10 protein-coding genes are annotated in these 14642 nt (G+C 42.0%); 1 reads left to right on the forward strand and 9 read right to left on the reverse strand.

All coding sequences use genetic code 11. The features are described from left to right. Positions 1-117 precede the first annotated feature (117 nt). The 5 genes from DXD68_RS08720 to folP all read right to left on the reverse strand — a co-directional run bounded on the left by DXD68_RS08720 (position 118) and on the right by folP (position 5383). The gene (locus DXD68_RS08720) at positions 118-1281 is read right to left on the reverse strand and encodes a hypothetical protein (RefSeq protein ID WP_122361264.1); all 1164 of its coding nucleotides are present in this window, start codon (positions 1279-1281) and stop codon (positions 118-120) included. Positions 1282-1359: 78 nt separating this feature from the next. Then, positions 1360-2559: an acetate/propionate family kinase gene (locus DXD68_RS08725; RefSeq protein WP_122361265.1), complete on the reverse strand. Its 1200-nt coding sequence runs from the start codon at positions 2557-2559 to the stop codon at positions 1360-1362. 22 nt (positions 2560-2581) lie between these two features. Then, positions 2582-3598, reverse strand: a complete 1017-nt coding sequence (gene pta / locus DXD68_RS08730) for a phosphate acetyltransferase (RefSeq protein ID WP_122361266.1) — start codon at positions 3596-3598, stop codon at positions 2582-2584. Positions 3599-3725: 127 nt separating this feature from the next. Further along, entirely contained in the window at positions 3726-4511 is a 786-nt protein-coding gene (gene cdaA / locus DXD68_RS08735; protein WP_122361267.1) for a diadenylate cyclase CdaA, read from the reverse strand. An 11-nt stretch (positions 4512-4522) separates the two neighbouring features. Further along, on the reverse strand, positions 4523-5383 hold the full coding sequence (gene folP, locus DXD68_RS08740) for a dihydropteroate synthase (protein WP_122361268.1): 861 nt from the start codon (positions 5381-5383) through the stop codon (positions 4523-4525). A 118-nt stretch (positions 5384-5501) separates the two neighbouring features. Between folP and DXD68_RS08745 the strand changes: the two genes are divergently transcribed. Then, positions 5502-6785, forward strand: coding sequence for a UDP-N-acetylmuramoyl-tripeptide--D-alanyl-D-alanine ligase (locus DXD68_RS08745; RefSeq protein ID WP_122361269.1), 1284 nt, complete (start codon positions 5502-5504; stop codon positions 6783-6785). A 195-nt stretch (positions 6786-6980) separates the two neighbouring features. Here DXD68_RS08745 and DXD68_RS08750 read toward each other — a convergent pair whose 3' ends face one another. The 4 genes from DXD68_RS08750 to DXD68_RS08765 all read right to left on the reverse strand — a co-directional run bounded on the left by DXD68_RS08750 (position 6981) and on the right by DXD68_RS08765 (position 14630). Then, the gene (locus tag DXD68_RS08750) at positions 6981-10517 is read right to left on the reverse strand and encodes a DUF6383 domain-containing protein (RefSeq protein WP_122361270.1); all 3537 of its coding nucleotides are present in this window, start codon (positions 10515-10517) and stop codon (positions 6981-6983) included. Between the two features lie 936 nt (positions 10518-11453). Then, positions 11454-11921: a hypothetical protein gene (locus tag DXD68_RS08755; protein WP_122361271.1), complete on the reverse strand. Its 468-nt coding sequence runs from the start codon at positions 11919-11921 to the stop codon at positions 11454-11456. A 99-nt stretch (positions 11922-12020) separates the two neighbouring features. After that, entirely contained in the window at positions 12021-13160 is a 1140-nt protein-coding gene (locus tag DXD68_RS08760) for a metallophosphoesterase (RefSeq protein ID WP_122361272.1), read from the reverse strand. Between the two features lie 15 nt (positions 13161-13175). Next, positions 13176-14630, reverse strand: a complete 1455-nt coding sequence (locus DXD68_RS08765; RefSeq protein WP_122361273.1) for a RagB/SusD family nutrient uptake outer membrane protein — start codon at positions 14628-14630, stop codon at positions 13176-13178. Between the last annotated feature and the right edge of the window lie 12 nt (positions 14631-14642).

Raw genomic sequence — 14642 nt, forward strand, 5'->3', positions numbered from 1 at the left:
TGTCGGAGCAGTCTAAACACTAATCCTGTGTTTTGTAAGCTGTGAGGATTAGTACTTCAATTATTCACGGCTGCAATTTACACAGTTTTCTTCAGATATTCCTCACTCGAAAGCAATTTATTTACTTCCTTTGAGTGAAGACACATAAAAATCCCGTACCAGCAAGCCTATAACGCATAAATAAAAAAGAGTTACCGGAACACCCAGATAACGGATCAGAGGCTCATTCAACGAGGTACAGAGTGCATATGAAAAGAAAGAGATCAGAGGTACTCCCAAAGCATTATAGAACTTAGAAGGGAAATACATGATATAAACAATAGCCAGCAGGTCACCGGCATACATATATCGCTCGTGCATTCCCGGCAATATGAAAGGAAAGATCACCGCTGAAAGAAGAGCCAGGCGAACCAGATAATCATCCGTTAACTCCGTCTTGTATTTTTTAGCCAGCAATCCGCCCGTCAAAAGAGCAAATAAGAATGTAAAGAGGATACCACCCCATTTTACCGGCTCATAATAATCGTTACTGATCCACATATACAAATTCGGGAATTGTAACGACAATTCCTCATAGTGACCGGACTGAGCAACGAAAACAGACAACAGTTCAGTCAACGGACGACCTGCACAATACGCAGGCAATAATGAAATCAGATAAACAGCAGGCACCAGCAGAAAATAGTACCATTTGATCCTGTTTCTCAGCAACAGTACAAAATAAAACGGGAAAAGCAGTACAGCCTGCAGCTTAAAGGAAAATGAAATCCCTAAAAACAGGATAGAAAGAAAAGAACGTTTCTTTAACGCAAAATAAATACTGCCGATCAGAAATGAGACATATATCGAATCGCATTGCCCCCAATAAGAACTATTGATCAGTACAGTCGGCAATAGCGGAACGACCGCCAAAGCACACCATCTCACCCAGTTTTCCCTATATTTCTGACAGGCAATCCCACCTATAAACCAGGCTGCGACATATTCAAAACAAATCGACAACAACTTGATCGGAATAAGCGGCTCCACTCCCAGTTTGGCAATTCCCAGCAAGAAATATAAATAAGCCGGTGAATAGTTCGCAAACTCAAAACGGAACGCCTGCCAATAACCATGCGACCGGATAAACTCGACCCAGGGCTTCAGAAAGAAGGTATAATCACCCGGCTCGGGTATAAAGGGAATCATTAGCAGCTTGATCACCAATCCCATAGCGATCAACAGCGCAAGGAACTTTTTGTTTCTGAACAGAGATTGTAAAACAGGCAGGATCTTCAACATAGTATTTATTTTACAAAAAGACCGGAGGATAGTTATACACTATTCCTTCGGTCTTCTGATTAATATCCGGGTATCTGTTTATTTACCTAATATATCCATCGTATCGGAAGCAATCATATATTCTTCGTCAGTCGGCACAACGATAATTGTCACCTTACTGTCCGGAGTACTGATCACCATCTCTTCACCACGCATACCGTCGTTCTTCTGAACGTCGATCTTCATGCCCATGTATTCCATGTTTTCACATACAACACGACGGGTAGCCCACTGGTTTTCACCTACACCACCGGTCCATACAAGAATATCGCAACCACCCATAGCAGCTGCATAGGCACCGATATATTTCTTGATACGATAGTTGTAAATGTTCAATGCCATGATAGCACGCTTGTCGCCTTCAGCTACAGCAGCTTCGATCTCACGCATATCGGAAGAGATACCGGAAAGACCCAAAACACCACTTTGCTTATTGATCAGGTCAGACAAACCTTTTGCATCCAGTTTTTCCTTATCCATGATAAAAGAAAGAGCCCCTGCATCTACGTCACCGCAACGAGTTCCCATCAACAGACCTTCAACCGGAGTCAATCCCATAGAAGTATCTACGCTCTTACCGTTCTTTACAGCAGCGATTGAACCGCCGTTACCCACGTGAGCCGTGATGATCTTTTGTTCTTCATAAGGAACACCCAAAATTTCACACGCACGTTTTGAAACGTAACGGTGGCTGGTTCCGTGGAAGCCATAACGACGGATACCGTATTTCTTATACAGAGAATAAGGCAAACCATACATATAAGCATAATCAGGCATTGTCTGATGGAAAGCTGTATCGAATACACCTACCTGACGGATTCCCGGGATCAATGCGCTCATGGCACGGATACCTTTCAGGTTTGGCGGGTTATGAAGCGGTGCCAGGTCGATGCACTCAACCATTTTACCGATCACTTCCGGAGTAATTTCCACACTACTGCTGAATGCTTCACCACCGTGTACCACACGATGACCTACAGCATCGATTTCGTTAAACGACTTGATACAGCCGTATTGATCGTCAGTCAGCACGCTCAGGATAAACTCGATAGCCGCATTGTGCTCAGGCATATCCTTTTCCAGAATCACTTTCTTGCCGTCCGGCTGAGTGAATTTCAGGAAAGAACCCGGCAAGCCCAGCTTTTCTACGCCACCCTGTGCCAGTACTTCGTGTTTGTTCATATCAAACAACTTGTACTTGACAGACGAACTTCCGCAATTTAATACTAATATCTTCATATCTTTCTTGTTGTGTCTTTTTTTACTTTTTAGCAGCCTTTAAGCCGATAGACTGATTGCTGGCGATGGCAACCATCTTATAGATATCATCAACTGAACAACCGCGTGACAGGTCATTGACAGGAGCAGCCATACCCTGAAGAATCGGACCAACAGCTTCTGCATCACCCAGGCGCTGAACCAGTTTATAAGCGATATTACCTACTTCCAGTGTCGGGAATACCAATACGTTAGCCTTACCGGCAACTTCGCTGCCCGGAGCTTTCAATGAAGCAACCGATTCTACGAGTGCAGCATCAGACTGTAATTCACCGTCGATCTTCAGTTCAGGAGCCATTTCTTTTGCCAGACGAGTAGCTTCCACCACTTTGTCGACCATTTCGTGAGATGCACTACCTTTAGTAGAGAAGCTCAACATCGCAACACGCGGTTCAACACCTACGATATCACGAGCCGTTGCAGCTGTAGCTACAGCAATACTAGCCAATTCAGGAGCTGTCGGGTTCGGCATTACAGCACAGTCGGCAAAGACCAAAAGACCTTCTTTACCATATTCCGGTTTCTTTGTAAACATAAGGAAAGCACCGGATACACAACTCATGCCTGGAGCAGTCTTAATAATCTGCAAAGCAGGACGAAGCACGTTACCGGTTGTATTCTGAGCACCTGCGATTTCACCATCAGCATCACCAGCCTTGATCATCAGGCAGGCAAGGAATAAAGGATCTTCTACCAAAACGGCAGCCTTTTCGGGAGTCATACCTTTTTTCTGGCGTAACTGGAAAAGCAGGTCGGCGTAAGCGGCTTTCTTTTCGTGATCTTTAGGGTCAACAATAGTAGCCTGTCCGATGTGGTTCAGACCGAAGTTTGCTGCCAGAGAAGAAATCTCTGCCGGATTTCCGATCAAAATGATGTCAGCAACTCCATCGGCCAATAAACGGTCGGCGGCTTTCAGTGTTCTTTCTTCTGTTCCTTCAGGAAGAACGATGCGCTGCTTGTCAGCTTTAGCGCGTGCAATAATCTCTTGCATTAAGTCCATAGCGGAAGATATTTTTATAGAATTTAGTAATTGCTACTGTTTGCGGGTACAAAAGTAGGCAAAATGCAACATAGAGTTTGCAAAAAGCGCAAAAGATTTGCATCCGGAGCTGTCACTTTCAGAAGATTTAACAGTAATTCACGACTTCACGGTCACCGGACAAGATTTGCTGCAGGTCTTCGGCTGAAATATTAATTTCCAGTTTACCATTATGAGCCACAGATATTTTGCCACGTTCTTCCGAAACAATAATTATCAACGCATCCGTCTCAAGCGACATTCCTAATGCCGAACGATGCCGCAAACCGAGATCTTTTGGCAAATTGGCGTTTTGGGCAACGGGCAAAATACAGCCTGCAGCCTTGATGCGCCCGTCGGCAATGATCATGGCCCCGTCATGCAAAGGACTATTTTTAAAGAAGATATTTTCAATCAGCCGGGCATTCACATCGGCATTAAACATCTCTCCTGTATGTTCAAACACGGTCAAATCCACCTCCTGCTGTATAACGATCAGGGCACCGGTCTTTTTACGTGCCATATTCATACAGGCCAGTACTACCGGAGCGACAAACTTTCCTTCATTCTCTTTATCCGATCCTCTCTTGGAAAACAGATTTCCCAAAAATTTCCATCCCCTGTGAGAACCGAGAGCCATCAGGAAACGCCGGATCTCATCCTGAAACAAAATCACCAGCACGACAAAACCGACACTGATAAACTTATCCAGTATGGCACCCATCAAACGCATTTCCAACACCTGGGATACCAAAATCCATACAATAATAAAAGAAACGACCCCACTAAAGATAGCCATTGTTCCCGAACTCTTCATCAGCTTATAAGTCTGATAGAGGAAAAAGGCTACCAGCAATACATCAATCAGGTCTTTTACGCCAAAATGCATCCACATAATATTACGAATTAACAATTGACAATTGACAATTGACAATTGACAGTTTTAGAGACTAGCTTGACGGCTTCGACAGCTGCTTTTACATCGTGAACACGGAGAATATCCGCACCGTTCAGCAAAGCATATGTATTTAATACGGTAGTACCATTCAGGCTATCCGCCGGTGTACCGCCCAAGAATTTATAGATCATGCTTTTGCGGGATATACCGACCAAAAGGGGAAGTCCGAATGCTTCAAACTCTTTCAAATGTCCCATCAGCTGATAATTCTGACTGACCGTTTTACTGAATCCGAAACCGGGATCAAGAATGACATCGCTTACTCCCAACAAATGTAGTTCACGGACTTTCGCGGCAAAATACAACATGATTTCTTCCATCATATCCGCATAATCCGTATGCTGTTGCATCGTCTGGGGAGTTCCGCGCATATGCATCATGATATAAGGTACTTTCAGTTCTGCCACCGCAGCAAACATTCCGGGATCCAGTTCACCGCCGGATATATCATTGATGATAGCTGCCCCGTACTCTTCCACACACCTGCGGGCAACACCGGCACGGAAAGTATCCACCGAAACGATTGCCTCCGGATAATGTGCATTCAATATCTTCAAAGCAAAAGCCAGTCGTTCCATTTCCTCTTCCGGCGAGACTTCAGCCGCATCCGGACGGGATGAATAACCGCCGATATCGATGATCTGCGCACCTTCGGATAAGATTGCCTGTATCCGTTCTTCAATGGCTGCCTCCGTTTGTTTCCGGCTATCGGCATAAAAAGAATCAGGGGTAACATTCAAAATCCCCATCACTACCGGAGTAGACAGAGACATCAGTGTTCCCTTTATATTGAGCACTTTATCAAACATTTTACTTTATATTTCCAGCAAAGATACACGATTCTCACTTAAATATTCATTCTTCATTCCTCATTCTTTATTTAATTACTACTTTTGCTCACCAATAATCACCAAACGAAAAAAAGCTATGGGTATTTCAGAACTGTACGAATTATTTATACACCATCCGCAAATAACGACAGACAGCCGTAATTGTCCGCGCGGCTCGATCTTCTTCGCTTTAAAAGGAGACCGTTTCGACGGCAACCAATATGCAGCCAAAGCACTCGACACGGGCTGCGCTTATGCTGTCATCGATAATCCGGATTATGTCACAGGAGAGCGTACCATTCTGGTAAACGATGTATTAAAAGCTTTACAGCAACTAGCTCACCGCCATCGCAAGGTATTGGGTATTCCGATTATCGGGATCACCGGGACGAACGGAAAAACAACGACTAAGGAATTACTGGCCGCTGTCCTGTCCACCAAATTCAACCTGTTATATACAGAAGGCAATCTGAACAACCACATCGGTGTTCCTCTGACCCTGCTCCGGCTGACGCACGATCATGAAATGGCCGTTATCGAAATGGGCGCCAGCCATCCGGGAGATATCAAGGAGTTGGTGGAGATCGCAATGCCTAATTACGGTATCATCACCAATGTAGGCCGCGCCCATCTGGAAGGCTTCGGCTCCTTTGAGGGAGTTGTAAAGACCAAAGGAGAGCTTTACGATTATATCCGTCGCACAAAAGGGAAAATATTCATTCGGAAAGAGAATAAGGACTTACAGGGAATAGCTAAAGGGATCGAACAGATCACATACGGTTCCGACGATACATCATTTGCTTCGGGACATGTGGTCAGCTGCAATCCGTTCCTTACTTTCGACTGGAAGCAGCAAGGGAAAATCCATACGGTAGATACGCATCTGATAGGCGCGTATAATTTAGATAATGTGTTGGCTACCGTTGCCGTAGGTCGTTATTTCAAGATCCCGGCAGAACGCATCAGCCGTGCCATCGCAGCATACGAACCGACCAACAACCGTTCGCAGCTGAAAAAGACAGCCAACAACACATTGCTTATCGATGCTTACAACGCAAATCCCAGCAGCATGAAAGTCGCTCTGGAGAACTTTGCCTCCATGCCGGTATCACCCAAAGCCGTGATCCTGGGAGATATGCGTGAACTGGGACCGACCAGCGACGAATTGCATGCTGAAGTCATTGCAGAAATTAAAGAAGGAAAATTCGATCAGGTATTTTTGTGCGGAGAGCATTTTCAGAAAGTAGGAAAAGATTTTACGACATACGCCACCACTGAAGATTTACTAAATGCATTAAAAAGCAACCCTTTGAAAGGATATCATATCCTTATAAAAGGCTCTCACGGAATGGCATTGGAAAAGACAGTGGAAATTTTATAAACAAAAAGCTCAAACACAAAGAAATCCCCGAAAGTTCGAAACCTCCGGGGATTTTTTTGTGTCTGCTTTCTACCTTCGCAGGAATACTGGCAGATGAACTTTATTTTATTACTTTAGTATTAAACTGTCACTTGTTCACCCTCACGGGATACTTGATCGATGGTCGCGTGACAGATTTATTTGATTATAATTTTCTTATTTTACGATAGCTTTAACAGCAACTTCACCTTCAACAGCCACTACAACAATACCTGCCGGAGCAGCAATTGTAGCTTCGCTAGAAGAAACAACCGTGTTAGCGATTTGCTGACCAAGTACGTTAGTAATTACGACGTTCTTGCCTTCAGCACCTTTAACGATTACAGCGCCATTAATAGCAACTACTGATACTTCAGAAGCTGAAATTTCGTCATTTGCAGTCGGAGTACGAGTTTCATCCTCGTTGATACCGAATACATCACCTCTTTCGAAAGTAGGAACAACAACTACTGTACCGTTGATCCACTTCAGGTAACCTTCGTTAGATACTTCGTCATCAGTTTCCAAATCACCTTCTTTGTAATTCTTGATCTGAGTCTGGATCTTGAATGTTTTGTCGTTTTCGTTTGCTGGATTTACATAACGGAATGCAAACTTGGCGATATTGAAGTCAGGAGTATCTAATTCTAATTTAACAGAATCACCGTTGTTACGAATGATATATAATGTATCATTGATATGGATACCATCTACGAATGCCAATTTAGCAAGGTTTTCACCAGCTTCACCTTCATTGATGTACGGATTGTTATGTAGATGAGATGCACCATATACATTAGCAGAATCAATCACGTTGATCAGATAACGAGCCGTTACCATACGGTCTGTTTTCGGGTGTCCAGGAACTGTACAAGTATCAGGATCATGAACGTCAGCATTTACAGCCAACAGATACTGCCAGCAAGTATTCGGATTTTCTTTTGTACCACGGTTGATATAAGCTGTATCGACAAACAGAGCCGGGTTAATCTTTCCATACTGATTTACATTATCAATATTCAAGAAGCTTGCGCTATCTTTCAGAATATTAGTAGCATCCTTATCCTGTTTTTCATACAATACCTGAGATTCGTTGTCTGCACGGAAGATACTTACAACTTCACCGAAGCCATTAGCTACTTTATGATATTCAGGAGCATCCAAATTTACAATCTTGAACAAGTCGTTAGAGTTGATCTGTTCCCAAGTAGCTTCCACCTGTACCTGACCTTGTTTTGTAGTTGTTGCACCAAACAATTTCTTAGTAAGATCTAATCCGTAATAAGCATATCCTTTTTTATGGTCTTTTTCATCAACCCAAACTCTTCCTTCAATACCAATGATATTAAACAAACCATCTGCTTTTTTCTTCAAAACAAATGCATAATTTGCAATATCTTTTGCATCTTCCAGATCCTTAACATTCTTATCGCAGATCATAGCATCTTCATCCAGTGATAAACTTCCATCCATATCATCATAAGTCAAGAATTCTCTGTTACCAGCGTTCTGGAATGCATAAGTCGGGATAAACAAAGTATCAGTAACTGATACAAAACCCTTCTTCTTCTTACTGTATTCGTAAGATGCATTGACAACGATAGCAGTATCACCTGTAGCAACTACTTTCCAGTTTGCACCGTCATTCTTTTCCTTAGTCAAACCTAGCAAGTGCTTACCTGCATGGTTTTCAGTCACATAGAAATCAGTTTCTTCTGTTGAAGCAACCGCTAGCTTATACTGAGTATCTTTGATTTCTGTTTCCTTATAATTAACATAGAAATCAGCAACAGTCAGTTTCGGATCAACAGCATTGATGATGAATGTATCACGTTCACCATAACTGAATGTAGAAGCTGTTTTATATGTTACAGCATACATATTCTTAGCAGCATCGATTACATTCATATACAGAACATCAAAATCTACTTCTTCACTTTCACGGTTAATGAAAATAAACTCAGTTTCAGTAGTTGCTTTAGGCAATGAAACAACCCACTGTCCTTCCGGTTTAGCCTGCAAATATCTTGCTGCTTCAACCAACTCAGCGGAAGCACCGTCATTGTCCAAACCTAACACTTTACCATTTTTAGCTTTCAGTTTTTTATCGTTTGTCACAAAAGTCATTGTTACATAACGATCCAGGAACGGATTGTTCTTTTCGTCGTAAACATTTACGCGCGTATCTGATGCGAATACATAGCTCAAGTTAGCGTCATCTTTATTAGAAACAAGTGTCAGATACTGTTCATCAATGGCATTACCGTCTTTAGTTGCAACAGCAGATAAATATTGATTACCAACTTTAACATAAAAGATTACTTTAGAAGAAGGAATACCCCATACTTCAACTTTTTCTGCGTTATCTTTTTTATCTGTTGTAGCTAGCTTATCATACAATGTTCCGTCAATTCTCCAAGTTCCGTCAATAGTCAGATATTTGCCGTCAACCTTTAAATAGCCATCGTCAGTCAGCGTAAGTAATTTGCCGTCAAAAATGTCTCCTTTTGTAATTGCATGATCATTAGCTACTAAATCCAGCATAAAGCCGTTACCTAACATGGCGTTTAAGCCATCAGCATCCCATTTTGTAGCAACCAAACTTCCATCCAAATCAATAACCAAGTCTTTATTTTCATTGTCTAAAGAAGCATCACCCACAACTAAGTTTACACCGCCTACTGCGAGAGCGAAGTCATCAGGGAATTCAACAGTTGTAACACCTGCTTCACCTGCCTTCGTAATAGCAGCAACAACATCCTTTATGTCTGCGCCATTAACAGTTAAGTTACTTGTATAACCGCTCTTGTAACCAGATGCCAACTCAGCAACAGCCTGAGCAAAAGCATTTTCTGCTGTATTTTCACCTAGGGTTACCTGAGCATCATAATAATATGATTTTCCGGCACTTGTTTTACGACTATCAGCATAGTCCATTACACAATCATCAAAGACATTCTTTGCAGCAATTTTGGCAGCAGAATCATCATCTCCCTCCAAACCTGTGAAAGAAAGAGCAGAAGGGACCCAAGTTTGGCCTTTAGGATCATTAGCAACAGCTGTAATTTTAAGATCATTATTTTCAATCTTCAATTTTTCCGTATCATTACCTTTTACAACAATTCCATAAGACATCAAACCTGTTTGTTCTGTTGCATCTGTAATCGTATTGTTGGTAATAGTAGCTTCCGTCACATCCGCACCCAACACAATAGCCGATTTTGTTGCTGTAGGCTGATTGTTGCAGCTCTTTACTTCCAGTGTCAAACCATCAATAGTAACACCATCAGAGTTAATTTCAAGTCCCATACCGGTGATCTTTCCATTGCTCTTATCAGCAACAAATGTTACCGGATGGTTGATGCGAAGATAGTTAGCCAAATTAGCTACACCACCATTTCCACCTTTAGCGACCTGGTAAGCAGTAAGTGTTTGATTACTGCTCATTGCGAAAATCACCTTGTCAATAGAAGTATCCTTCTCATTATCCTGTTTTACCTCGATACCCTCAGCCAAATTTTCAGGGATTTCTTCTAACAGCGTCCAAACTCCTGTACCTGTTTCTCCTTGACTTTTGATTTTTTCCCAGTTAGTAATTGCTTGCAAGTCTGCCAAAGAGGTCACCTTAACAGTTGCAGCAGAAGCATCACCACTCCACAGCGAACCGGCTAGTACCAAGCTCGCCGCCATAAGCGTAGAAAACTTTTTGTTCATAATTCTAAATTTAATATTAATACTAATTGTTAATGAAAAACTTCTTCGTATAGTTGTTTTAGCTTAAATGACTAGCTAAAACGTTCCTTTTTTCTCGTCATCATTTAGGACTTTGTAAGTGAAAATTGTAATTTCGTACTAACTTTGCTATTCAATTGATAAGAAAGCATATAGGTAAGAAAATTTTATTTTGAAAAAGATTGGCAGTTAAAAAGAATCTAGTAACTTTGCTGGCGAGAATAAAGGAACGTTTAAATTAGTCATATAGAACTACATACGTGCATTGATTTTCAATTCTTATAACAATATCACCCTATCAAAAATATATAAATTACACATTTTATTAATGTACATGCGTACATTAATATACATTGTTTATACATTTGGCGGCATCAGAACCAGTCAAAAGCTTATTAGAATCTATTAATCAACACCTTACAAATGACGCTACAATAAGAAACGGCGTCACCCGCCACTCGACGGTGTCACCGTAACCGAATATATAGCGATTAAAATCTATCCTCCTAAAAAGTAAAGATACAACATAGGACAATTTTGGTCATTTCTCCTATATTATAAATAAGAAAGGCATACCTTCCGTTTTCGTAATGTAATCATTACAAATAAGTAAAGTAAGCATTACATATTCAGAATATATTTATTTCAAAAATCAAACACCACAGAAAAAAGATTAGATATAAGGAGTTTAAGGTTTAAAATTCCGCATGAAAGCCATTTGTAATAAAAACTAAGATAACAGGAAAATAACAAAAAGAGGTGACACCGGAAATAATCACAGCGTCACCTCTCCATTCATTTATTATCAAAGGATAAAGGCACTTTCTTTCCTTGGTGATCCGGCAATTGACAAACAAATGACCGAAGTCCTCCACAATTTCCTCCATAAAGAAAAAAATCACCCCTAACCTTTCTCATCTACCCTGCGATCATCAGCTGGATGGCAAGTGCAAACACAAAATAAGCGACATAGCAGAAAACTGAAACACCCAACGATACAAGCAGCTGCTTCACAAAAGACTTTTCCTGCCGCATATAATTATAATTGAACGTAGCCCCCACAATACCGAATAAAGCACCGAGTAAGCCACCTAACAGGATGAGTAACACAGGCAATCCACCTACTATATACTCACGGGGAGACAACCGTTCTTCCAAATCGATTTTCCGACCGCGAAACATAACTACATGAACAAAGTCAAAACCATAGACAATCTTCATCTCTTCCTGTTCCCCATTCGTATTGGTCACATAATATTTCGGATTAAATCGCCCTTGCCTCACGACCTCTCTTCCATCCTGATACAAACGTAGTTTAAAAGGACCGTACTCTAACTTCAAATCGCCCTGTACGCCTTCAACTGTGAAATTCAACACTTTTGCCATAACTGCTTTTTTAGAATTAAGTTCTATTCGCAAAGATATACGAAAGTCCTGGTTTTCGGCACCTGCAGGAGTTTTTTATGATCTGTTTTTCAAAAAAGATCACTCTTCCCGTATCAACTCCTTTTTACCGGAATCAAAGATCACATACATTTGACCATCTTCAACCAACACACCACGTCCACGTTTCTTTTCCATATTCTCTTTGTTATCTACATTGACAGCCACGACCTTATATTTATAAAACGTTGTGATGTCATCAAAGATCGTATGGCCGACAAACAGACGTTTAGCCTTGTATTTATCCAATACTTTCGGAAGATCTTCCGGATACAGCGGATGATATCGGTCGGCACTGTGAACCATGCCGCGATACCAGACAGGTCCGTAAGTCGCATACATAAAAGCAATCTCATCCGACGCGGCCTTACGTTCCTGCTTATTAAGGAACAATCCCTCGCTCATGATCTTGTTCACCTCCGGAATACTTTTGTTCTTATCCAGGAAGTTCAGACTCAATCCGGCATGAACAAAAAGATTGTCACCGATCAGCTGCATCGTATTACGCGTACCCAGCCAACGTCCCAACTCTGTCTGCTTGTTCCATAACTCCTGATAAGGAATATGCAACGTATCAGCCAAATGAAGATATTTGCTTTTGACATAACGCAGATCACCGGCAAGCACCATGCCTTCATGATTACCCAGCAAGAAAACAAGCTGTCCTCCGGCATCAGCCGCCTCTTTTTCTAGTTTATAAAGCAGCCAGTAAATAGGAAGAACGTCCTTTCCCCGGTCAAATACATCACCGATAACGACCAGTTGATTCTTTCCAAATGTCCAACGATACTCCTGATCCACCACATTCCACTTTTTCAATATAGAAGAGAAGCACTCCCAATTACCATGAGGATCCGAAAGAATAAGCATTTTTCCTGCCTGTTTACTTTTCCATTCAGGACGCTTGATTTTATGCAGGGAAACCGGGAATAACTTCTCCCCTTTATCAGAATACACATCAAATGAGAAATTCTTCGGTACAGCCCCGTAAGTCTGATCATTCAGAAAACCGGCCGTATCCACCGATACCGACCGAAAACCATGCTCTGCCGTGTAAAGCAAATACGGGCCATCTGTTGAGAGAGCCCGCTTTTCATGCTTTTTATCCGCCCCTGACAGCTGCACGAGGCAGCTTATCAGTAAGACGAATAACCATATAAATCTATATTGGTAGGATTTCATACCTCAATCATTGGATTAGTAACCCGGATTCTGCTGTGCTGCAATATTCGGATTCGTATCGATCTCAAATTTAGGAATAGGCAATACCACCTTATAATAATTCCAGTCGAACTTCTTCGCGTCTTCTGTCATGGATAGATGTTTCGTACTGCTGATTGCCGGGATTTTCACATCCTTACGTTCGATAGTCTGGTTGTTACGCAAAGCATCGTACAGACGATGACCTTCGCCAAAGAGTTCTTTACGACGTTCATTCAGCACACGTTCCAAAGTAACAGTTTCGCCCTCAAGCGTCTTTTCCGGATTCGCGCGATTAACGATCGGTTCGAGATACTCAACTGCTTTCGCATTATTGCCCAACTTGACGGCTGCTTCGGCAGCATTCAGATAAAGCTCGGATACACGCAGCAGCGGAATATTGGCATCTGCCTCATTCTCACCTTTCTGCGGCTGATACTTATTGATATAAGCTTTATTCTTATAAATCTCATACACTTCATTACGGACATCGTCCGGATCTTCGCTCAACAGCTGAAAGAATGTACTTGTCAGAATCATATCCGAATAACCGCTACGCCAGCAGAGGTATCCCATACTTTCCTTACCCGGGCTGTCTACAGTTGTATTCACGATCTCGAAGAAAACTTCACCCGGATCGGATGCACTGCGCTCATCTCCCCAAGCTGTCGGATATTCTTCATTGCTCCACAAATGATATTTATATTCGGACATGCCGGCAATCGCTTCTTCCGCCACTTTCAACGCGTTGGTATTATCACCTTTATACAAATAAGCGCGGCTTAACAGCAACATGGCCCCCCAACGGTTCAATTTACCGAAATTAAACTTCGGGCTCAGCTGCGGAACCGCATCGTTCAGATCTTTAATGATAGCGTCATAACATTCAGCTACCGTGTTACGTCCCGGCTTGCTATCGATCTGACGTACATCTTGAACAATACAGGCTCCCCACGATGCACCATTGTCTTTGGCATAAGGGTAACCATAGATACGAGTCAGGTCGAACAATGCTAATGCACGGATCGTCAGTGCCTGACCGATGATGTCGCTACGTTCAGCCTTGTTATCTTCTGTCTCGGGAATATTTTCGATTTCTTGCAAGATGATATTCGCATTGCGGGTCAACTCATAAGGAATTTTCCACAAAGAAGAAGGGGCATTGTCTTTCGTATATTTCAACAAATAATAGGTACCTGTTCGCTTCGTGGCACTGGCAGCCTGTATATCGTCTGCCGTTACATCACCGTAATAAACAATACGTCCGGAATACCCGTCCGAGTTTTGCATCGCACTGTAAATGCCGTTCAAGGAAAATTGAAAATCCGACAAACGCTCCAGCGAACCTTCAGATGGAATTTCCGTTGAAGATTCCAAATCCAGCCAATCGTTTCCGCAAGAAGTAACGGACAAAGTCAAAATACCGGATAATATATAATTTAATGCTTTCATTATGCTATAGAC

Origin of the sequence: Parabacteroides sp. TM07-1AC (assembly GCF_003480915.1) — a bacterium.
GTDB lineage: Bacteria > Bacteroidota > Bacteroidia > Bacteroidales > Tannerellaceae > Parabacteroides > Parabacteroides chongii.